Here is a 21,295-nt window from a genome sequence, read left to right as displayed (position 1 = left end):
AACATCGCCATGGAAGTGCACCTGATCGTGCCGATCGCGATGGAAGAGAAGCTGCGCTTCGCCATCCGCGAAGGCGGCAGGACCGTCGGCGCCGGTGTCGTTGCTTCGATCATAGCGTGATCGAACCAAGGACGACGCCCGCCGAAACCGCAGGCTTCTGCGGCGCCGGCGTCGTCGCCAGCATCATCGCGTAACAGTCGTTCGCGACGACGTTACCGAGCGTTCGCAAAGCGCTCGTATGGATCAGGGGAGGGCTTTGGCTCGCCCCTTTTTCGTGCCTGCCGAACAAGCCTGGAGCGTGCCATGCTGGTGACCACGACGAATGATCTGCCCGGCTATCGTGTCGTGCGCCATCTCGGCGTCGCGCGCGGCGTCACGGTGCGCTCGCGCAGCGTGATCGGCAATATTGGCGGGGCGATCCAGTCGCTCTTCGGCGGGAATATCTCCGTCTATACGCATCTGGCCGAGACGGCGCGCCAGGAGGCTTTCGACCTTCTGGTCCGGCATGCGCAGGAAGGCGGGGCGAATGCCATCATCGGCATGCGCTATGACGCGACCGAGATCATGGACGGCATCACCGAGGTGCTGGCCTATGGCACGGCGGTTCAGGTCGAGCCGGTCTGAGGCTGGCCGGCGGCCCGATTATCCGTCCCTGTGGAGCTTTGTCACAGCCGGCTCGTTTTCGACTTGAAAACGCCGGGCTCTTGGGGCAAAGCATCCCGCGACTACAGGGGTGTAGCTCAGTTGGTAGAGTACCGGTCTCCAAAACCGGGTGTCGCAGGTTCGAGCCCTGCCGCCCCTGCCAGTCTTCCGGCGATCCTGCGATGACGCAGAATATCTACGACGACGCCAGCTTCTTCGAAAATTACAGTCAGTTGCCGCGCTCGGTCCACGGGCTTGCCGGTGCGCCCGAATGGGGCTCGCTGCAGGAATTGCTGCCGCGGATCCGGGGCCTCGACGTGCTCGATCTCGGCTGCGGCTATGGCTGGTTCTGCCGCTGGGCGGCGGAGCAGGGCGCGCGTGGCGTGCTCGGTGTCGATGTCTCCGAGCAAATGCTGGCGCGGGCGAGGGTGATGACGCAGCAGGCGGTCATTCGCTATGAGCGGGCCGATCTCGAGCGCTTCACGCCGCCGGCCGGGTTCGGCCTGGCCTATAGCTCGCTCGCCTTCCACTATCTCGTCGATCTCGGCGGGCTGCTGAAGCGTGTCCATGATGCGCTTGTGCCGGGCGGCATGCTGGTCTGCTCGGTCGAACATCCGATGGTGACGGCGCCGCGGCATCAGGGCTGGAGCGAAGACGAATCGGGCCTGCCGACCTGGCCCGTCGGTGGCTACCTCGACGAGGGACCGCGCAGCACCGACTGGCTCGCCAAGGGTGTGATCAAGCAGCATCGCACGATCGAGACCTATCTCGCTCTCTTGTCGCGGGCCGGCTTCACCCTTACCTGCCTGAGGGAATGGGGGCCGAGCCCGGAGCAGGTCGCGACCAATCCGGACTGGGCCAAGGAACGGAACCGTCCGCCGTTCCTGCTGCTCTCCTGCCGGCGGGCCTGACTCCGCCACGACGTTTCCCCGGCTCAAAAGGCGCTTGGCTAACGTCGTGGAGCGTTGTAAGAGGCTCTTCCAGACGGCGCGCGGCTCTTCGAGCCCCGCGCCGCAAATCTTTCAGGACGTGACGAATCGGAGAGCGGCGACATCGTCCGCTGCGATCCGGAACCCGAGGTGAGTTAAGCCGATGGCGAAACCCGATCCCTTCCAGTTCCTGCAGGAGGTCCGCTCCGAGGCCGCGAAGGTCACCTGGCCGTCGCGGCGCGAGACGCTGATCACCACCGGCCTGGTGCTGGTGATGGTGCTGGTCTCCAGCCTGTTCTTCCTTTTCACCGACACGATCATCCGCTGGTCGCTCGGCATCATTCTCGGCGCCCGCTGAGTGGAGTCATCAACGTGAGCATGCGCTGGTACATCGTCCACGCCTATTCGAACTTCGAGAACAAGGTCGCCCAGTCGATCAAAGACCAGGCTGCCCAGCGCAACCTGGCTGACAAGTTCGAGGAAGTCCTGGTTCCGACCGAGAAGGTCGTCGAGGTGCGCCGCGGCCGCAAGGTCGATGCCGAGCGCAAGTTCTTCCCGGGCTATGTTCTGGTGAAGTGCGAAATGACCGACGAGGTCTACCACCTCATCAAGAACACGCCGAAGGTCACGGGCTTCCTGGGCGCCGACAAGGCCAAGCCCATGCCGATTCCCGAGCATGAGGCGATGCGCATCAAGGGCCAGGTCGCCGAGGGCATCGAACGGCCGAAGCCGACGGTGGTCTTCGAGGTCGGCGAGCAGGTCAAGGTCGCCGACGGCCCCTTCGCCTCGTTCAACGGCGTGGTCGAGGATGTCGACCATGCCCGCGCTCGGCTCAAGGTCGCGGTCTCGATCTTCGGCCGCGCCACGCCTGTCGAGCTCGAATACGGCCAGGTCGAGAAGCTCTGAGCACGACGTTTCGAGACACTCGACAAGGTTCGAGCAATCTCGCGTGGTTAAGTCACTTTTAATGTGACTATTGCAGGGTCTGCGCCAGTGTTCTGGCGCAGATCAAATGTTCCCTCGATCTTTCAAGGCTACTGTCGATCAGCGTCTCACGCTGTGGGGCGGGCTGCTCGGCATCATCGCATGCCTATTCGTGCTTGCCGAGCTGATCGGCTCGGCGCGGCTGAGCGCCTTCTCGAACGAACTCGTCTCCTACACTGCCGGGGTTGACGAGCTCTCAGGCACCGATGCCGCCTATACGCGGCTGGTCAGTGGTCTGCTTTCCGACAAGAGTCCGGCGCCGAGCCGGGAGGATGTCGCCAGCATCTCCGCCGTCATGACGCGGATTGGCGAGCGCTGGCCTGGCGATGTCGGGGCGCCCGCACGCGAATCGGTCGAGGCGCTCGGCGAGATCGCGCAGAAGCTTTCGACGGGTCCGGACAATACCCGCGACAGCTTGAGGCGGGCAGCAGCCAAGCGCAACGAACTGCGCGTCGCATTCAATCGGGCCGTGGCGGGGGTCAGCGAGCGCCTCGCCTATCATGTCGAAAGCTCGCGCCAGAACAGGATCCTGCTGTCGGCCATCGGGCTGTTCCTCGCGATGATGATCGTGGTGCTCGAATATCGCTGGCTGGTCCGGCCGATCGCGGGAATGGCGCGGGCCCTCGGCTCGGTCGAGCGCGATCGCGGCTGGATCGGCAAGCTGGCGATGCGCCGCGACGAGATCGGCATGCTTGGACGCGCCCTGCACGCTCATCTCAATGACGAGCGGGTCAAGCAGGACGCAGCCAAGGACCAGCTTGCGGTGCTCGCAAGCGAGATCGAGCGGCAAGAGGCCCTGCAGGAGCGCGGGCTCGCCTTCCAACGCCAGATCGCCGTCATCGCCGAGGCGCTGGAGCATCATGCCGACCGCATGTCCGCCGCATCCGGCGAGCTCGCCCAGCTTTCCGGCTTCGTCGACGAGCACGCGGTCGCCGCGGCGCAATCGACCCAGCGCGCCGCTGCCAATGTCGACGACGTGTCGCGCTCGCTCGCCGAAGTCTCGAACCTGCTGGCGACCACGGCCGGGGAGGCGCAGCGCACCACCTCGGTGGCCGTTTCCGCGAAGGAGCTGGTCGAGGCCGCAACCGAGGATGCGGCGCTGCTGAACGAGGCCGTCGGCAGCATCTCCGCGATCATCACGATCATCAGTGACGTCGCCAGCCAGACCAATCTCCTGGCGCTCAACGCCACGATCGAGGCAGCGCGTGCGGGCGAGAGCGGCCGCGGCTTCGCGGTCGTCGCCGGCGAGGTCAAGCAACTGGCGCACCGGACGGCGGAAGCGACCGGTGAGGTCCGGCGCGGTCTCGAATCGATCGCCGTCGCGAGCCAGCGGATCAACACGCGGGTCGGCTCGCTCGTCGCCTCGGTCGGCGAGGTCGAGATTGCGGCGGGGTCGATCGCCTGCCTCACGCGCCGGCAGGACGAGAACTCACGCGCTATCAGCACGAGCACGAGCAAGACCGCCGGCGACGTGCGGGTGATGGCGGAACAGGTCGAGCAGGTCGCCGGAATGGTCGAGGATTGGCGGCGGACGGCCGAGACGGTGACGCTCGCCTCGTCCGATCTCGACCGGCAGGCCTCCGCGCTGCGCCATGCGGTGGACGGCTTCATCACGGATACACAGCGGGTGCGCGCATGAGCTTGTCGATCCAGGGCGGTGCGTTCCCCAAGAGCCGGGCGCGCGCGCCCGTCACGCTCGTCTTCCCGCGTCTCGCCAAGCTCCTGCACTGGCTGACCGCGGCGCTGGTCCTGGCACTGTTCTGTGCAGGCGTCGTCATGAAGCAGCTCGGCGAGGGGCCGGGCGCCGACGCGCTCTACACGTTCCACAAGACGGCAGGCATCACCCTGCTCGTAGTTGTCGTCGTCAGGCTGTGCTTCCGGCTCGCCGCGCGCGTCGCCGGGCGGTGGCCGAGAGGGGCGGGGAGCCGCCCCGTGCATGGGCTGCTCTACGGGCTGCTCATCCTGGTGCCCTTGCTCGGCTGGGCCGGCGTTTCCGACTTTGGCGCGCGGCAACTCTATATCGGCCTGTCGCTGCCGATGATCTGGGCGGAGGGGGCAGGCTATGCCGACCTGCTCTTCAAGGGCCATGCCGTGCTTGCCTTCGGCCTGATCGGCCTGGTCGCAGTGCATATCGGCCTTGCCGTCGGCGACTATATTCAGCACGGAAATGCAGGCCGGACCGAGATGCCGCATGAGGGACCCCCTTCCCATCGCTGAGCGAATGTGCGATAGGCCCCGCCTCACATGCGTGGGAGGCGGGCCGGTTCGCCAGCCGGAGCTCCTCGCCGCACCACGCCCTGCAATACCCTGACCCGGGACGAGCTTTAAGTCCGGGCAGGGTCGTCGTCGTTCCGGTCGGCACCGGGGCGCACGACTGGAGCAGCCATCATGGCAAAGAAGATCACGGGCTACGTGAAGCTTCAGGTGCCGGCCGGCGCGGCGAATCCCTCGCCCCCGATCGGTCCCGCGCTCGGTCAGCGCGGTCTTAACATCATGGAATTCTGCAAGGCCTTCAACGCGAAGACCGCGCAGATGGAAAAGGGCATGCCGATCCCGGTGATCATCACCGCGTATCAGGACCGCTCTTTCACCTTCGAGATGAAGCAGCCGCCGGTGTCCTACTTCCTCAAGAAGGCGGCCGGCCTGACCTCGGGTTCGAAGACCCCGGGCAAGGGCGCCAATGTCGGCAAGGTCACCAAGGCGCAGCTCAAGGAGATCGCCGAGAAGAAGATGGCCGATCTCAACTGCGACAATGTCGACTCCGCCGTGGCCATGATCCAGGGCTCCGCCCGGTCCATGGGCCTGGAAGTCGTGGGCTGAGGGGGAACGGACAATGGCACATATCGGCAAGCGCGTCGTGAAGGCCCGTGAGGGCATCGACCGCACCAAGCTCTATCCGCTCACCGAAGCGGTCGACATGATCAAGGGCCGCGCCACCGCGAAGTTCGACGAGACCGTCGAGATCGCGATGAATCTCGGCGTTGATCCGCGTCACGCCGACCAGATGGTCCGCGGCGTCTGCAACCTGCCGAACGGTTCGGGCCGCGTGCTCCGCGTCGCCGTCTTCGCCCGCGGCCCCAAGGCCGAGGAGGCCAAGAAGGCCGGTGCCGACATCGTCGGCGCCGAGGATCTGGTCGAGAGCGTGCAGAAGGGCGAGATCAATTTCGACCGCTGCATCGCCACTCCGGACATGATGCCGCTGGTCGGCCGTCTCGGTAAGGTGCTCGGCCCGCGCGGCCTGATGCCGAACCCGAAGGTCGGCACGGTCACGATGGACGTGACCTCGGCGGTCGCGGCCTCGAAGGGCGGCTCGGTCGAGTTCCGCGTCGAGAAGGCCGGCATCGTGCATGCCGCCGTCGGCAAGATCTCGTTCTCGGCCGAGAAGCTGGCCGAGAACATCAAGGCTTTCGCGGACTCGGTCGCCAAGGCCAAGCCCGCCGGCGCCAAGGGCACCTATATTCAGCGCGTCGCGATTTCCTCGACCATGGGTCCGGGCGTCAAGATCGAGCCGAACACTGTGATGGGCGCCTGATCAGGCACCTGGCGGCCGGGCATGAACCGGCCGCACGCCCTCGTGTCTTGACCTTTCCCGGTCGAGACACCACTTGGCAGAAGCAGGCGAAGCCGCTATAGGCTTCTCATGTTTCCGTAAGTGATCAGGGCTTCCGCGTGCTTCGCACGAGGGGGCCTGTTTCGCGTTTTTTGGCGGCTTGCCGCCGAAAATAGGGTGTTTTGGGTCGAAGAGCGATCTTTTGCCTCGAATCACCCGGTCCTGTCTGAGACTGCAGGTGCGCTTTGGGCCTGACCCAAGGGCATAATTTCGCCAAGAGGCCTGCATAGACGGTGAAAGAGCTTTCTCGAGGTCGAAAGGCCTCAAGGTGGTTCGAACCATCTCGCCCGATTTCGGCTTCTGGCCGGGGAAGGGGACAGGGCACTGAGCGTCGCTCCATCGATGCGCCGGTGTCAATCGGTTTATCGGGAGCGGCATCTGAAGCCGGCGGCGGGATTTCCCGTCGCCTACCGGAGAGAGCCCAGTGGATAGAACGGCAAAGAAAGATGCCGTCGCGTCGCTGAACGATGTGTTTTCCAACACGTCGGTCGTCGTCGTGGCCCACTATGCGGGTTTGACGGTGGCCCAGTTCCAGAAGCTTCGTCGCGAGATGAAGGCCAATGGCGCCACCGTGAAGGTCGCAAAGAACCGGCTGGCCAAGATCGCTCTTGAAGGCACCGACGTCGCGTCCATCAGCAACCTGCTGAAGGGTCCCACCCTGATCGCTTATTCGAGCGATCCGGTCGCGGCGCCGAAGGTCGCCACCGCTTTCGCCAAGGAGAACGACAAGCTCGTCATCCTCGGCGGCGCGATGGGCAAGACCGCCCTGAACCCCGATGGCGTCAAGGCTCTGGCCACGATGCCCTCGCTCGATGAACTGCGCGCCAAGCTGCTCGGCCTCCTGCAGGCCCCGGCAACGAAGATCGCTCAGCTCTCGACGGCGCCGGCTGCCAAGCTCGCGCGCGTGTTCCAGGCATATGCCGACAAGGATGCGGCCTGAACGGCCTGCCAACCCTGAAGATCGTTCGAACCTCTTTTACGTAGGAACCTAACATGGCTGATCTTGCTAAGCTCGTCGACGAGCTGTCGTCCCTCACGGTCCTCGAGGCCGCTGACCTCGCCAAGCTTCTCGAAGAGAAGTGGGGCGTTTCCGCCGCTGCCGCCGTCGCCGTTGCGGCTGCGCCGGGCGCCGGTGGTGGCGCTGCCGCCGCCGCTGTTGAAGAGCAGACCGAGTTCACCGTCGTTCTTGCCGCCGCCGGCGACAAGAAGATCGAGGTGATCAAGGAAGTCCGCGCCATCACCGGCCTGGGCCTGAAGGAGGCCAAGGACCTGGTCGAGGCCGCTCCGAAGCCGGTCAAGGAAGGCGTCGCCAAGGACGAGGCCGAGAAGCTCAAGAAGCAGCTCGAGGCCGTCGGCGCCAAGGTCGAGCTCAAGTGAGCTGGGGCCGGCTGATGCCGGTCCGACCGTAGTCGAAAGCGACAGTCCCGGGGCGGTCTCCGCCTCCGGGGCTGTTGCGTCGTTTCCGAGCCATCGGAGCCGGCGCGTTGAAAATGCAGAGGTTTTCGCGGCGCGGGGCCGTTGGGAACCAGTCCAGATGAATGTCGGCGCGATGCGGCGCCGAACGGCTCACCCGGCGGCCTGCCGGGCACCAGTATCCGGTCCAATCGCGGACCGCCGGGTGAGCCGTCCGTAGAGATTGCGAGGAACAACATGGTCAATTCGCTCCAGGGCCGCAGGCGCGTCCGCAAGTTCTTCGGCAAACTCAAGGAAGTCGCGCAGATGCCGAACCTCATCGAGGTTCAGAAGGCGTCCTACGACCAGTTCCTGATGGTCGACGAGCCCAAGGGCGGCCGCGCCGACGAAGGCCTGCAGTCCGTCTTCAAGTCGGTCTTCCCGATCGGCGATTTCTCGGGCGCTTCGCTGCTCGAGTTCGTGAAGTACACGTTCGAGCCGCCGAAATATGACGTCGACGAGTGCCGCCAGCGCGGCATGACCTTCTCGGCGCCGCTCAAGGTGACGCTGCGCCTGATCGTGTTCGATATCGATCCGGACACCCAGGCCAAGTCGGTCAAGGACATCAAGGAGCAGGATGTCTACATGGGCGACATGCCGCTCATGACCGATAACGGCACCTTCATCGTCAACGGCACCGAGCGCGTCATCGTCTCGCAGATGCACCGCTCGCCGGGCGTGTTCTTCGATCACGACAAGGGCAAGACCCATTCCTCGGGCAAGCTGCTCTTCGCCGCGCGCATCATCCCGTATCGCGGGTCCTGGCTCGATATCGAGTTCGACGCCAAGGACATCGTCTACGCGCGTATCGACCGCAAGCGTAAGATCCCGGTCACGTCGCTGCTGTTCGCGCTCGGCATGGACGGCGAGGAGATCCTCAACCGCTTCTACAACCACATCACCTACGCCAAGGACAAGCAGGGCTGGCGCGTTCCCTACGACGCCGAGCGCATGAAGGGCTTCAAGGCGACCGTCGACATGATCGACGCCGATACCGGCGAGGTCGTGGTCGAGGCCGGCAAGAAGCTCGTCGCCCGCACCGCCCGTCAGCTGGCCGAGAAGGGCCTGAAGTTCCTGCGCGCCACGGACGAGGATCTCTACGGCCAGTACATCGCCGAGGACCTGGTCAACCCGGCGACGGGCGAGGTCTATGCCGAGGCCGGCGAGGAGATCAGCGAGAAGCTGCTCAAGCTCCTCACCGACGAGGGCTTCGACGAGATCCCGGTGCTCGACATCGACCACATCACGGTCGGCCCCTATATCCGCAACACGCTCAACGTGGACAAGAACTCGCGCCGTGAAGAGGCGCTGTTCGACATCTACCGCGTGATGCGCCCGGGCGAGCCGCCGACGCTCGAGACCGCCGAGAACATGTTCCAGTCGCTGTTCTTCGACGCGGAACGCTACGACCTTTCGGCCGTCGGCCGCGTCAAGATGAACATGCGTCTCGACCTCGACGCCGAGGACACCGTGCGCATCCTGCGCAAGGAGGACATCTTCGCGGTCGTCAAGGCGCTGGTCGACCTGCGTGACGGCAAGGGCGAGATCGACGACATCGACCATCTCGGCAACCGCCGCGTCCGCTCGGTCGGCGAGCTGATGGAGAACCAGTATCGCCTGGGCCTGCTGCGCATGGAGCGCGCCATCAAGGAGCGCATGTCGTCCGTCGACATCGACACCGTGATGCCGCAGGACCTGATCAACGCCAAGCCGGCGGCTGCGGCCGTGCGCGAGTTCTTCGGCTCGTCGCAGCTCTCGCAGTTCATGGACCAGACGAACCCGCTCTCGGAAGTCACTCACAAGCGCCGTCTTTCGGCGCTTGGCCCGGGTGGTCTGACCCGCGAGCGCGCCGGCTTCGAGGTGCGCGACGTGCACCCGACGCATTATGGCCGCATCTGCCCGATCGAGACGCCGGAAGGCCCGAATATCGGCCTGATCAACTCGCTCGCCACCTTCGCGCGGGTGAACAAGTACGGCTTCATCGAGAGCCCCTACCGCCGCATCCGCGACGGCAAGCAGACCGATGAGATCATCTATCTCTCGGCGATGGAGGAGGCGAAGTACAACGTCGCCCAGGCCAATGCCGCCGTCGACAAGGAAGGCCGTCTGACCGACGACCTGATCGTCTGCCGCCGCGCCGGTGAAGTGATCGTCACGCCGGTGGACAAGGTCGACTTCCAGGACGTGTCGCCGAAGCAGCTCGTCTCGGTCGCCGCGGCGCTGATCCCGTTCCTCGAGAACGACGACGCCAACCGCGCGCTGATGGGCTCGAACATGCAGCGCCAGGCGGTGCCGCTGGTTCGCGCCGACGCGCCCTTCGTCGGCACCGGCATGGAAGCGGTCGTCGCCCGTGACTCGGGCGCCGCGATCGCGGCCCGCCGCGCCGGCATCGTCGACCAGGTCGATGCGACCCGTATCGTCATCCGCGCGTCGGACGAGGTGGACCCGACCAAGCCGGGCGTCGACATCTATCGGCTGCAGAAGTTCCAGCGCTCCAACCAGTCGACCTGCATCACGCAGCGTCCGCTGGTGCGCGTCGGCGACATCGTCAAGAAGGGCGACATCGTCGCCGACGGCCCGTCGACGGAGTTCGGCGAGCTCGCGCTCGGCCGCAACGTGCTCGTCGCGTTCATGCCGTGGAACGGCTATAACTTCGAGGACTCGATCCTGCTCTCGGAGAAGATCGTCTCGGAAGACATCTTCACCTCGATCCATATCGAGGAATTCGAGGTCATGGCCCGCGATACGAAGCTGGGTCCCGAGGAGATCACGCGCGACATTCCGAACGTTTCGGAAGAGGCGCTGAAGAACCTCGACGAAGCGGGCATCGTCTATATCGGCGCGGAAGTGGCGGCGGGCGACATTCTCGTCGGCAAGATCACGCCGAAGGGCGAGAGCCCGATGACGCCGGAAGAGAAGCTGCTGCGCGCCATCTTCGGCGAGAAGGCTTCCGATGTCCGCGACACGTCGTTGCGCGTGCCGCCCGGCGTCCAGGGCACGATCGTCGAGGTCCGCGTCTTCAACCGTCACGGCGTCGACAAGGACGAGCGCGCCCAGGCGATCGAGCGCGAGGAGATCGAGCGTCTCGCCAAGGACCGCGACGACGAGCAGGCGATCCTCGACCGCAACACCTTCGCGCGTCTGGCCGAGATCCTGACCGGCAAGACCGGCCTCGCCGGCCCGAAGGGCTTCAAGAAGGACACGGTCATCACCCGCGAGGCGATGAGCGAGTTCCCGAGGTCGCAGTGGTGGCTGTTCGCGGTCGCGGACGACGCGCTGATGACCGAGATCGAGGCGATGCGGAAGCAGTACGACGAGTCCAAGAAGCGCCTCGAGCAGCGCTTCCTCGACAAGGTCGAAAAGCTGCAGCGCGGCGACGAACTGCCCCCGGGCGTGATGAAGATGGTCAAGGTCTTCGTCGCGGTGAAGCGCAAGATCCAGCCGGGCGACAAGATGGCTGGCCGTCACGGCAACAAGGGCGTGGTCTCGCGCATCGTGCCGGCGGAGGACATGCCGTTCCTCGAGGACGGCACCCACGCGGACATCGTGCTCAACCCGCTCGGCGTGCCCTCGCGCATGAATGTCGGGCAGATCCTCGAGACCCATCTGGGCTGGGCTGCCGCTGGTCTCGGCAGGCAGATCGGCAAGGCGCTCGACGCCTACAAGAAGGCGCATGACTCCGCGGCGCTACGCGCCTCGTTCGATGCCGTCTACGAGGATAACGAGATCATCGCCTCGATGGACGACGCCGAACTGGTCGAGATGGGCCAGAACCTGCGCCGTGGCGTGCCGATCGCGACCCCGGTCTTCAACGGCGCCAAGGAGGCCGATATCGAGCGGCTGCTGGAACAGGCGGGACTTCACTCGTCGGGCCAGTCGACGCTCTATGACGGCCGCACTGGCGAGCCCTTCGATCGCAAGGTCACGATGGGCTACATCTACATGCTGAAGCTGCACCACCTGGTCGATGACAAGATCCATGCTCGTTCGATCGGCCCGTACTCGCTCGTCACCCAGCAGCCGCTGGGCGGCAAGGCGCAGTTCGGCGGCCAGCGCTTCGGCGAGATGGAGGTCTGGGCGCTTGAGGCTTACGGCGCCGCCTACACGCTGCAGGAAATGCTGACCGTGAAGTCGGACGACGTGGCGGGCCGCACCAAGGTCTACGAGTCGATCGTGCGCGGCGAGGACAATTTCGAGGCCGGCATTCCCGAGAGCTTCAACGTGCTCGTCAAGGAAATGCGTTCGCTCGGCCTCAATGTCGAACTGATCAACAACAAGCCGAAGCCGGGCGAGTTGCCGCCGGCCGAAGCCGCCGAGTGATCGCGCTCTAGCGCAACGAAACACAGCATGCCGGCGACACTGACGCCGCCGGCCTATCGCATGAAAGCCGGGCAGGGCGGCTCAAAGCCCCCGCCGGCGGCAGGAGACAGGCGATGAAGCAAGAGGTCATGAATCTTTTCGGACAGCAGCCGCAGCCGCAGGGCTTCGATGCGATCCGCATCTCGATCGCGAGCCCGGAAAAGATCCTGTCCTGGTCCTATGGCGAAATCAAAAAGCCTGAGACCATCAACTACCGCACCTTCAAGCCCGAGCGCGACGGCCTGTTCTGCGCCCGTATCTTCGGGCCGATCAAGGATTACGAGTGCCTGTGCGGCAAGTACAAGCGCATGAAGTTCAAGGGCGTCATCTGCGAGAAGTGCGGCGTGGAAGTCACGCTCGCGCGCGTCCGGCGCGAGCGCATGGGCCATATCGAGCTCGCCGCTCCGGTCGCCCATATCTGGTTCCTGAAGTCGCTGCCCTCGCGCATCGGCCTCTTGATGGACATGCCGCTCAAGGATCTCGAGCGCGTGCTCTATTTCGAGTCGTATGTCGTCATCGAGCCGGGCCTGACCCCGCTGAAGGACCGCCAGCTCCTCTCCGAGGAGGAATATGTCCGCTGCCAGGAAGAGTATGGCGCTGACACGTTCACGGCGATGATCGGCGCCGAGGCGATCCGCGAGATGCTGCGCGCGCTCGACCTCGACAAGATCAACATGGACCTGAAGCACGAGATCGCCACAACGACCTCGGAGCTGAAGCCGAAGAAGCTGATGAAGCGCCTCAAGATCATCGAGGCGTTCCAGGAATCCGGCAACAAGCCGGAATGGATGGTCATGACCATCGTTCCTGTGATCCCGCCGGACCTGCGTCCGCTCGTGCCGCTCGATGGCGGCCGCTTCGCGACCTCGGACCTGAACGATCTCTATCGCCGCGTCATCAACCGCAATAACCGCCTGAAGCGGCTGATCGAGCTGCGCGCGCCGGACATCATCATCCGCAACGAGAAGCGGATGCTGCAGGAATCGGTCGATGCGCTGTTCGACAACGGCCGTCGCGGCCGCGTCATCACGGGTGCCAACAAGCGCCCGCTGAAGTCGCTCGCCGACATGCTGAAGGGCAAGCAGGGCCGCTTCCGCCAGAACCTGCTCGGCAAGCGCGTCGACTACTCGGGCCGCTCGGTCATCGTCGTCGGCCCGGAGATGAAACTGCACCAGTGCGGCCTGCCGAAGAAGATGGCGCTCGAGCTGTTCAAGCCGTTCATCTATGCGCGGCTTGACGCCAAGGGCTATTCGACCACGGTCAAGCAGGCCAAGAAGCTCGTCGAGAAGGAGAAGCCGGAGGTCTGGGATATCCTGGACGAGGTCATCCGCGAGCATCCGGTGATGCTGAACCGCGCTCCGACCCTGCACCGCCTCGGCATCCAGGCGTTCGAGCCGGTGCTGATCGAAGGCAAGGCGATCCAGCTGCACCCGCTGGTCTGCGCAGCGTTCAACGCCGACTTCGACGGCGACCAGATGGCCGTGCACGTCCCGCTGTCGCTCGAGGCGCAGCTGGAAGCGCGCGTCCTGATGATGTCGACCAACAACATCCTGCACCCGGCGAACGGCATGCCGATCATCGTGCCGTCGCAGGACATCGTGCTCGGCCTCTACTATCTCTCGATCGTCTCCGACGGCGAGCCGGGCCAGGGCAAGATCTTCGGCGATTTCGGCGAGCTCGAATACGCGCTGCACGAGAAGGTCGTGACGCTGCATTCGAAGATCAAATACCGCTGGACCGGCGTCGGCGCCGATGGCCAGCCGTATACGAAGATCTACGACACCACTCCTGGCCGCGTGATCCTCTCGACCGCGCTGCCGAAGCACCCGAACATGACCTTCGACGTCAGCAACCGCTTGATGACGAAGAAGGAAATCTCCGCGATGATCGACGCCGTCTATCGCGGCTGCGGTCAGAAGGAATCGGTGATCTTCTGCGACCGGATCATGGCGCTCGGCTTTAGCCACGCGTTCAAGGCCGGCATCTCCTTCGGCAAGGACGACATGGTCGTTCCCGAGAACAAGTGGGAGATCGTCGACACGACCCGCGCGCTCGCCAAGGATTACGAGCAGCAGTACCAGGACGGCCTGATCACCCAGGGCGAGAAGTACAACAAGGTCGTCGACGCCTGGGCGAAGTGCTCCGACAAGCTCGCCCAGGAGATGATGGCCCGCATCTCGACCGTGAAGAAGGACGACAACGGTCGCGACAAGCCGATCAACTCTATCTACATGATGAGCCACTCGGGTGCCCGCGGCTCGCCAGCGCAGATGAAGCAGCTCGCGGCAATGCGCGGCCTGATGGCCAAGCCGTCGGGCGAGATCATCGAGAGCCCGATCATCTCGAACTTCAAGGAAGGCCTCGACGTTCTCGAGTACTTCAACTCGACGCACGGCGCCCGCAAGGGTCTGGCCGACACGGCGCTCAAGACGGCGAACTCGGGTTATCTCACCCGCCGTCTGGTCGACGTGGCGCAGGACGCGATCATTTCCGAGACGGATTGCGGCTCGGATAACGGCATCAAGATGCGCGCCATCATCGATGCCGGCCAGGTCGTGGCCTCGCTCGGCATCCGCATCCTGGGTCGCTCGGCGGCCGAGGACGTGACGGATATCGACGGCAACGTCCTCGTGCCGAAGGGCACGATGATCGAGGAGAGCCATATCGAGAAGATCAACGCCGCCGGCGTCCAGGAGGTGAAGATCCGTTCGGTCCTCACCTGCGAGACCAAGAACGGCGTCTGCGCCACCTGCTATGGGCGCGATCTCGCCCGCGGCACGCCCGTCAACATGGGCGAGGCCGTCGGTGTCATCGCGGCGCAGTCGATCGGCGAGCCGGGTACGCAGCTCACCATGCGCACCTTCCACATTGGCGGTGCCGCCACGATCGCGGATCAGTCCTTCGTCGAGTCCAACTTCGAGGGCACGGTGAAGATGCGGAACCGCAACGTCGCCCGCAACTCGGACGGCGACCTGATTGCCATGGCGCGCAACATCGCCGTTGTGATCGTCGGTCCGGACGGGGCGGAGCGCGCGGTGCACCGAGTCCAGTTCGGCTCGAAGCTCAGGGTCGATGAGGGCGACAAGGTCAAGCGCGGTCAGCGCCTGATCGAGTGGGATCCCTATTCCCGCCCGATCCTGGCGGAGGTCGACGGCACCGTCGGCTTCGAGGACCTGATCGACGGCATGTCGATCACGGAATCGACCGACGAGGCGACCGGCATCTCGAAGCGCGTCGTCATCGACTGGCGCGGCTCGGCCCGTACGTCGGACCTGCGCCCGGCGATCGTGGTCAACGGACCGGACGGCAAGATTGGCAAGCTCGCCCGTGGTGGCGATGCCCGCTACATCCTGCCGGTCGACGGCATCATCTCGGTGGAGCCGGGCTCGACGATCAAGGCTGGCGACGTGCTGGCACGCGTCTCGACCGACTCGGCCAAGACCCGCGACATCACCGGCGGTCTGCCGCGCGTGGCGGAGCTGTTCGAGGCCCGTCGTCCGAAGGATGCCGCGATCATCGCCGAGAAGGCCGGCACGATCGGCTTCGGACGCGACTACAAGAACAAGCGCCGCGTCACGCTGACCCCGCATGACGGCTCGGAGGTGCTTGAGTACCTGATCCCGAAGGGCAAGCACATCCATCTCCAGGACGGCGACGTCGTGGAGATGGGCGACTACATCCTCGACGGCAACCCGGCGCCGCACGACATCCTGGCGATCAAGGGCGTCGAAGAGCTCGCGGCCTATCTCGTCAACGAGATCCAGGAGGTCTATCGCCTCCAGGGCGTGGGCATCAACGACAAGCACATCGAGGTCATCGTCCGGCAGATGCTGCAGAAGGTCGAGATCACGGATGGCGGCGATACCGACATCCTGACCGGCGACCAGATCGACCGCATCGAGCTGGAAGAGGTCAACGCCAAGATGCGCGAGGAGGGCAAGAAGCCGGCTTCCGGTGTGCCGGTTCTGCTCGGCATCACCAAGGCCTCGCTGCAGACCCGCTCCTTCATCTCGGCGGCGTCCTTCCAGGAGACCACCCGCGTCCTCACCGAGGCGGCGGTCAACGGCAAGTACGACACGCTCGAGGGCCTCAAGGAGAACGTCATCGTCGGCTCGCTCATCCCAGCCGGCACCGGCGCCCAGGTCGCGCGCATCAAGCAGGTCGCCCTGCGCCGCGACGACCTCATCGTCGGCCAGAAGGCGGATGCCGCCGCCAAGGCCGCGGCCGCTGCCCTTCCGGCGGCCGAGTAAGCCGCCACGGCCGGCCGATTGCCGGCACCATCGCAAAAGGCCGCCTTCGGGCGGCCTTTTTCTTAGCGAAGTCGGCGCCTGCCTTGAGGAAGATCAATTCATCCACGGCGCAAAAGGACTACAACCTTCGATGGTGGCCCAACTGCTTTCGACCGCCGGGCTCATTGTATATGCTTGAAAACAGGCCGGTTTGGCCGTGGGACAGTGGATTTTGGACGAGCAAGTTTTCGTATCGGCAGTCGAGGCGATCTACGCGGCAGCCGCTTCACCGGCCCATTGGCCGCAGGCTCTGCAGGCGATAGCCGATTGCACGGGTGATATCGGGGCGATCCTGATCTATCAGCGCGAGGACGGCAGCTACGGAACGATCGGCTCGCCGTCACTCGATGCGGCCCGGCTCGAATATGACCGAGACGAGTGGTGGCGGCACGACATCCGCTTCGCCCGCGCTGCGCCACATGGCTATTTCGCCCGCACCGACGCGATCACCGAGCGTGATATCGTGACCCCGGAGGAACTGGAGACGCTGCCCTTCTATGCCGAGTTCCTGCCGCGGCACGGGCTGAAATGGTTTGGAGCGGTCAGCATCTCGCCGGACCCGCATGTGGCCGCGGCCCTCTCAGTCCAGCGCTCGCAGGACAAGCCCGCCTTCACCGACGATGAGCTCGCGGTGATCGCCCGGCTCGGGCGGCATGTCGAGAACGCGCTGAGGCTCGGGGTCCGGCTGATCAATGCGGAAGGATCGCAGCAGGCGCTGATCGATGTCCTGGCGCGGCTGGGCGTCGGTGTCTTCCTGCTCGACGCGACAGGCCGGGTGATTTTTGCCAATGCGGCTTCGGAACAGGTCGCCGGCGACGGCCTGACGGTCGTGCAGGGTCGGCTGGCGGCGAAAGTCGCATCCAGCCAGGAAGCCTTGCGCACTGCCATTGCCGGCGCGAGCCTGGACGATGCCGCGACGCTCAGCGCGCCGCCGCGGCGCGTGCTGATCCCGGGCAAGGAGCAGGGCGGGCTCCTCGCCGTTCATATCCTGCCGGTGCGTGCCGTGCCCGGGGAGGGCGTCGAAAATCTGCTGATCGATGTCAGCGTCATCGCTGTCGTCACCAGCGCGCAGCCTGGAGAACCGCCTGATCCGGCGCTCGTGCGCGACCTGTTCGGCCTGACCCTGGCCGAAGCGCGGATCGCGGCGCTGATCGGCGCAGGGCTTGCGCCGCGAAACGCGTCGCTTGCGCTCGGCATCTCCGAGGAGACGGCGCGCACGACGCTGAAGCGCGTCTTCGCCAAGGTGGGCGTCTCCCGGCAGAGCGAACTGGCTGCGCTGCTGACGAAGCTCTCGCTGCGCTAGGGGCGGGCTGCTGCTTTGAAGCCTGGTGGGGCACCGGCCGATCTCCCAAATGGGGGTGTCGGCCTGGCCCTGCGACCCGGTAGCATGGCGGCTCGGTCAAGTGGGGCGGTACGATCATGGTGATGTTGCGTGACGTGTCGCTTTATGTCGCTTTGATGGCGCTGGTGCTGTTCACCTTGAGCCATCTGCCGCTGTCAGGCGGCACGCCCTGAGACGCTACGCGAAGAACGCGTGAAGCGCGGAAAATTCGGGCTTGACGCGAATCCTTACCTGAGTCATAAGCCCGCCACTGTCGATGGTTGTCGGACACGTATGTCGCTTGCCTTGTTGCGAGCGAGCTTCGCGACCGAAACGCCATCGTAATTCCTGCGTCGAACGACGACATGGCAAGATGCATGAATGCGGGACTATCCGTGTTCCTCTGCTTGGCGAGCGCGCCTGAGGCACCCTAACGGAGTGCCGATGGCGCGGCTTCGTTTGTGCTATGACGTTGCGCGGCCTGGATACGAGTAACGAGATTTTCCAAACGCTCACGGGAGCGAGAGGCCAGAATGCCGACAATCAGCCAGCTGATCCGCAAGCCGCGTTCGCCGGTCAAGGCGCGTAACACCGCTCCGGCGCTTGAGTCCTGCCCGCAGAAGCGCGGCGTCTGCACGCGCGTCTATACGACGACGCCGAAGAAGCCGAACTCGGCGCTTCGTAAGGTCGCCAAGGTGCGCCTGACCAACGGTTTCGAGGTCATCGGCTACATTCCGGGTGAAGGCCACAACCTTCAGGAGCACTCGGTGGTCATGATCCGCGGCGGCCGCGTCAAGGACTTGCCCGGCGTGCGCTACCACATCCTGCGCGGCGTCCTCGATACCCAGGGCGTCAAGAACCGCAAGCAGCGCCGTTCGAAGTACGGCGCCAAGCGTCCGAAGTAATTTCCTGCCCGACCAGCGGGGCTGCGAAGCCCGAGCTGGTCCGCAGCATTTCAGATTGACCGGAGACTAGACGATGTCCCGCCGCCACAGTGCCGAAAAGCGCGAAGTTATTCCGGACCCGAAGTTCGGCGATATCGTCGTGACGAAGTTCATGAACTCCGTGATGTATGAAGGCAAGAAGTCGACCGCCGAGCGGATCGTCTACGGTGCCTTCGACATCATCGAGGGCAAGATGAAGAGCGACCCGCTCTCCGTCTTCAAGGCCGCGCTCGACAACGTCGCTCCGGCGATCGAAGTCCGCTCGCGCCGCGTCGGCGGCGCGACCTACCAGGTGCCGGTCGAGGTTCGCACCGAGCGCCGTCAGGCGCTGGCGATCCGCTGGCTGATCTCGGCCGCTCGCGGCCGCAATGACAAGACGATGGTCGAGCGCCTGTCGGCTGAGCTGATGGATGCTGCGAACAACCGCGGAAACGCTGTCAAGAAGCGCGAAGACACGCACCGGATGGCGGAAGCCAACCGCGCCTTCTCGCATTATCGCTGGTAATCCCTCCGCGGCCCCGGAAAGACAGAGCACTCCAATGCCTCGTTCTCATCCTATCGATCGCTATCGCAACTTCGGCATCATGGCCCACATCGACGCGGGCAAGACGACGACGACCGAGCGCATCCTGTACTACACCGGCAAGTCCCATAAGATCGGCGAAGTCCATGACGGCGCCGCCACGATGGACTGGATGACGCAGGAGCAGGAGCGGGGCATCACGATCACCTCGGCTGCGACGACCTGCTTCTGGCGCGACATGCGCCTGAACATCATCGACACCCCCGGCCACGTCGACTTCACCATCGAGGTCGAGCGTTCGCTGCGCGTGCTCGACGGCGCTGTCTGCGTGCTCGACGGCAACCAGGGCGTCGAGCCCCAGACCGAGACCGTCTGGCGCCAGGCCGACAAGTACGACGTTCCGCGCGTCGTCTTCGTCAACAAGATGGACAAGATCGGCGCCGATTTCTATCGCTGCGTCCAGGACATCATCGACCGCGTCGCCGGCAAGCCGGTCTGCCTGCAGATCCCGATCGGTGCCGAGTCGGAGTTCGCCGGCGTCATCGACCTGATCAAGATGAAGGCGATCGTCTGGAACGGCGAGGCGCTCGGCGCTTCGTTCGAGGAGCAGGACATTCCGGCCGATCTCCAGGCGAAGGCCGTCGAGTATCGCTCGAAGCTGGTCGAAGCCGCCGTCGAGATGGACGATGCGGCGATGGAAGCCTATCTCGAAGGCACCGAGCCGGATGCCGAGACCCTGCGCAGGCTGGTCCGCACGGCCGTGCAGCGTCGCGCCTTCCACCCGGTCCTCTGCGGCTCGGCGTTCAAGAACAAGGGCGTGCAGCCGCTGCTCGACGCCGTCGTCGACTTCCTGCCGTCGCCGGTCGATCGCGGCGCGGTCGAAGGCATCGACTTCAAGACCGAAGAGCCGACCACCCGCAATCCGACGGACGAAGATCCGTTCGCCATGCTCGCCTTCAAGATCATGGACGACCCCTTCGTCGGCACGATCACCTTCTGCCGCATCTACTCGGGCAAGGTCGAGGCGGGCCAGGGCGTGATCAACTCGACCCGCGACAAGAAAGAGCGCGTCGGTCGCATGCTGCTGATGCATGCGAACAACCGCGAGGACATCAAGGAAGCCTTCGCCGGCGACATCGTCGCCCTGGCCGGCCTCAAGGACGTCCGGACCGGCGACACGCTGTGCGACCCGAACCAGGCGGTCATCCTCGAGCGCATGGAGTTCCCCGAGCCGGTCATCACGATCGCGATCGAGCCGAAGTCCAAGGCCGACCAGGAGAAGCTGGGCCTCGCCCTGTCGAAGCTCGCAAACGAGGATCCCTCGTTCCGTGTGTCGACCGACCAGGAGAGCGGCCAGACCATCCTGAAGGGCATGGGCGAGCTCCATCTCGACATCAAGGTCGACATCCTGAAGCGCACCTACAAGGTCGACGCCAATATCGGCGCGCCGCAGGTCGCTTATCGCGAGACGATCACCAAGAAGGCCGAGATCGACTACACCCACAAGAAGCAGACCGGCGGTACCGGCCAGTTCGCCCGCGTCAAGCTGGTGATCGAGCCCAACGAGACCGGCAAGGGCTTCGAGTTCGAGTCGAAGATCATCGGCGGCGCGGTGCCGAAGGAGTACATCCCGGGCGTCGAAAAGGGCCTGCAGTCGGTCATCGGCTCGGGCGTGATCGCCGGCTTCCCGGTGGTGGACGTCAAGGTCTCGCTGATCGACGGCGCCTTCCACGAGGTCGACTCGTCGGCTCTGGCCTTCGAAATCGCGTCGCGCGCCGCGCTTCGTGAGGGTCTGCAGAAGGGCGGCTCGGTGCTGCTCGAGCCGATCATGAAGGTCGAGGTCGTGACCCCGGAAGACTATACCGGTTCGGTCATCGGCGATCTGAACTCGCGTCGCGGCCAGATCCAGGGCCAGGACATGCGCGGCAACGCCGTGGTGATCAACGCCATGGTCCCGCTCGCCAACATGTTCGGCTACGTGAACCAGCTGCGCTCGTTCAGCCAGGGCCGCGCGAACTACACGATGCAGTTCGACCACTATGAGCAGGTTCCGTCGGCGGTCGCCGCCGAGGTCCAGGCCAAATACGCCTGATCTGACAGAACCTTACACTGAACGCTTGAACAAGATTTGACGGACGGAGGCTACAATGGCCAAAGAGAAGTTCTCCCGCACGAAGCCGCATTGCAACATCGGGACGATTGGTCACGTCGACCATGGCAAGACGTCTTTGACGGCTGCGAT

At 64.8% G+C, this 21,295-nt stretch carries 18 protein-coding genes and 1 tRNA gene; all 19 read left to right on the top strand.

Annotated elements, in window-relative coordinates; translation table 11 throughout:
* Positions 1–120 (top strand): EF-Tu C-terminal domain-related protein (locus tag EV560_RS35485; RefSeq protein ID WP_465247050.1); only part of this gene is annotated, 120 nt, incomplete at its 5' end.
* Between the two features lie 183 nt (positions 121–303).
* Positions 304–624 carry a YbjQ family protein gene (locus tag EV560_RS35480; RefSeq protein ID WP_131860598.1) on the top strand — a complete coding sequence of 107 codons (321 nt, stop codon included), beginning with the start codon at positions 304–306 and terminating at the stop codon, positions 622–624.
* 105 nt (positions 625–729) lie between these two features.
* A tRNA-Trp gene (locus tag EV560_RS35475) sits at positions 730–805 on the top strand.
* A 19-nt stretch (positions 806–824) separates the two neighbouring features.
* Positions 825–1,553 carry a class I SAM-dependent methyltransferase gene (locus tag EV560_RS35470; RefSeq protein WP_131860597.1) on the top strand — a complete coding sequence of 243 codons (729 nt, stop codon included), beginning with the start codon at positions 825–827 and terminating at the stop codon, positions 1,551–1,553.
* A gap of 181 nt (positions 1,554–1,734) precedes the next feature.
* A complete protein-coding gene (secE, locus tag EV560_RS35465; protein WP_131860596.1) occupies positions 1,735–1,929 on the top strand; it encodes a preprotein translocase subunit SecE in 195 nt (64 codons plus the stop codon).
* Positions 1,930–1,943: 14 nt separating this feature from the next.
* The gene (nusG, locus tag EV560_RS35460) at positions 1,944–2,477 is read left to right on the top strand and encodes a transcription termination/antitermination protein NusG (protein ID WP_131860595.1); all 534 of its coding nucleotides are present in this window, start codon (positions 1,944–1,946) and stop codon (positions 2,475–2,477) included.
* A gap of 106 nt (positions 2,478–2,583) precedes the next feature.
* Positions 2,584–4,194 (top strand): methyl-accepting chemotaxis protein, encoded by a 1,611-nt coding sequence (locus EV560_RS35455; RefSeq protein WP_131860594.1) that lies wholly within the window; start codon positions 2,584–2,586, stop codon positions 4,192–4,194.
* Positions 4,191–4,772, top strand: a complete 582-nt coding sequence (locus EV560_RS35450) for a cytochrome b (protein ID WP_131860593.1) — start codon at positions 4,191–4,193, stop codon at positions 4,770–4,772. Before EV560_RS35455 ends, EV560_RS35450 begins: the two co-directional genes overlap by 4 nt.
* Before the next feature lie 171 nt (positions 4,773–4,943).
* Positions 4,944–5,375, top strand: coding sequence for a 50S ribosomal protein L11 (gene rplK, locus EV560_RS35445; protein WP_131860592.1), 432 nt, complete (start codon positions 4,944–4,946; stop codon positions 5,373–5,375).
* A 13-nt stretch (positions 5,376–5,388) separates the two neighbouring features.
* Positions 5,389–6,087, top strand: coding sequence for a 50S ribosomal protein L1 (gene rplA / locus EV560_RS35440; protein ID WP_131860591.1), 699 nt, complete (start codon positions 5,389–5,391; stop codon positions 6,085–6,087).
* 502 nt (positions 6,088–6,589) lie between these two features.
* Positions 6,590–7,105, top strand: coding sequence for a 50S ribosomal protein L10 (gene rplJ / locus EV560_RS35435; RefSeq protein WP_131860590.1), 516 nt, complete (start codon positions 6,590–6,592; stop codon positions 7,103–7,105).
* A 53-nt stretch (positions 7,106–7,158) separates the two neighbouring features.
* The gene (rplL, locus tag EV560_RS35430) at positions 7,159–7,542 is read left to right on the top strand and encodes a 50S ribosomal protein L7/L12 (protein ID WP_131860589.1); all 384 of its coding nucleotides are present in this window, start codon (positions 7,159–7,161) and stop codon (positions 7,540–7,542) included.
* Between the two features lie 273 nt (positions 7,543–7,815).
* Positions 7,816–11,937, top strand: coding sequence for a DNA-directed RNA polymerase subunit beta (rpoB, locus tag EV560_RS35425; RefSeq protein ID WP_131860588.1), 4,122 nt, complete (start codon positions 7,816–7,818; stop codon positions 11,935–11,937).
* 113 nt (positions 11,938–12,050) lie between these two features.
* Positions 12,051–16,226: a DNA-directed RNA polymerase subunit beta' gene (gene rpoC / locus EV560_RS35420; RefSeq protein ID WP_131860587.1), complete on the top strand. Its 4,176-nt coding sequence runs from the start codon at positions 12,051–12,053 to the stop codon at positions 16,224–16,226.
* A gap of 211 nt (positions 16,227–16,437) precedes the next feature.
* Positions 16,438–17,568 (top strand): helix-turn-helix transcriptional regulator, encoded by a 1,131-nt coding sequence (locus tag EV560_RS35415; RefSeq protein ID WP_165923789.1) that lies wholly within the window; start codon positions 16,438–16,440, stop codon positions 17,566–17,568.
* A 551-nt stretch (positions 17,569–18,119) separates the two neighbouring features.
* Complete coding sequence (rpsL, locus tag EV560_RS35410) at positions 18,120–18,491, top strand: 30S ribosomal protein S12 (protein WP_038358286.1); 372 nt, start codon at positions 18,120–18,122, stop codon at positions 18,489–18,491.
* Between the two features lie 73 nt (positions 18,492–18,564).
* Positions 18,565–19,035 (top strand): 30S ribosomal protein S7, encoded by a 471-nt coding sequence (rpsG, locus tag EV560_RS35405; protein WP_131860585.1) that lies wholly within the window; start codon positions 18,565–18,567, stop codon positions 19,033–19,035.
* 34 nt (positions 19,036–19,069) lie between these two features.
* A complete protein-coding gene (gene fusA, locus EV560_RS35400) occupies positions 19,070–21,145 on the top strand; it encodes an elongation factor G (RefSeq protein ID WP_131860584.1) in 2,076 nt (691 codons plus the stop codon).
* Between the two features lie 55 nt (positions 21,146–21,200).
* Positions 21,201–21,295, top strand: a 95-nt coding sequence (locus EV560_RS35395) for a GTP-binding protein (protein WP_131860583.1), incomplete at its 3' end; no start/stop codon positions are given.

Origin of the sequence: Allobosea sp. BK604 (genome assembly GCF_004341515.1) — a bacterium.
In the GTDB taxonomy this organism is placed as follows: domain Bacteria; phylum Pseudomonadota; class Alphaproteobacteria; order Rhizobiales; family Beijerinckiaceae; genus Allobosea.
The sequence above is the reverse complement of the archived record's forward strand: the minus strand, read 5'-3'. Positions and strand labels throughout refer to the sequence as shown.

Coding starts and splice junctions, on each gene's coding strand:
- EV560_RS35480 (WP_131860598.1), top strand. CDS start 304: ATGCTGGTGACCACGACGAATGATCTGCCCGGCTATCGTGTCGTGCGC.
- EV560_RS35470 (WP_131860597.1), top strand. CDS start 825: ATGACGCAGAATATCTACGACGACGCCAGCTTCTTCGAAAATTACAGT.
- secE (WP_131860596.1), top strand. CDS start 1,735: ATGGCGAAACCCGATCCCTTCCAGTTCCTGCAGGAGGTCCGCTCCGAG.
- EV560_RS35455 (WP_131860594.1), top strand. CDS start 2,584: ATGTTCCCTCGATCTTTCAAGGCTACTGTCGATCAGCGTCTCACGCTG.
- EV560_RS35450 (WP_131860593.1), top strand. CDS start 4,191: ATGAGCTTGTCGATCCAGGGCGGTGCGTTCCCCAAGAGCCGGGCGCGC.
- rplK (WP_131860592.1), top strand. CDS start 4,944: ATGGCAAAGAAGATCACGGGCTACGTGAAGCTTCAGGTGCCGGCCGGC.
- rplA (WP_131860591.1), top strand. CDS start 5,389: ATGGCACATATCGGCAAGCGCGTCGTGAAGGCCCGTGAGGGCATCGAC.
- rplL (WP_131860589.1), top strand. CDS start 7,159: ATGGCTGATCTTGCTAAGCTCGTCGACGAGCTGTCGTCCCTCACGGTC.
- rpoB (WP_131860588.1), top strand. CDS start 7,816: ATGGTCAATTCGCTCCAGGGCCGCAGGCGCGTCCGCAAGTTCTTCGGC.
- rpoC (WP_131860587.1), top strand. CDS start 12,051: ATGAAGCAAGAGGTCATGAATCTTTTCGGACAGCAGCCGCAGCCGCAG.
- rpsL (WP_038358286.1), top strand. CDS start 18,120: ATGCCGACAATCAGCCAGCTGATCCGCAAGCCGCGTTCGCCGGTCAAG.
- rpsG (WP_131860585.1), top strand. CDS start 18,565: ATGTCCCGCCGCCACAGTGCCGAAAAGCGCGAAGTTATTCCGGACCCG.
- fusA (WP_131860584.1), top strand. CDS start 19,070: ATGCCTCGTTCTCATCCTATCGATCGCTATCGCAACTTCGGCATCATG.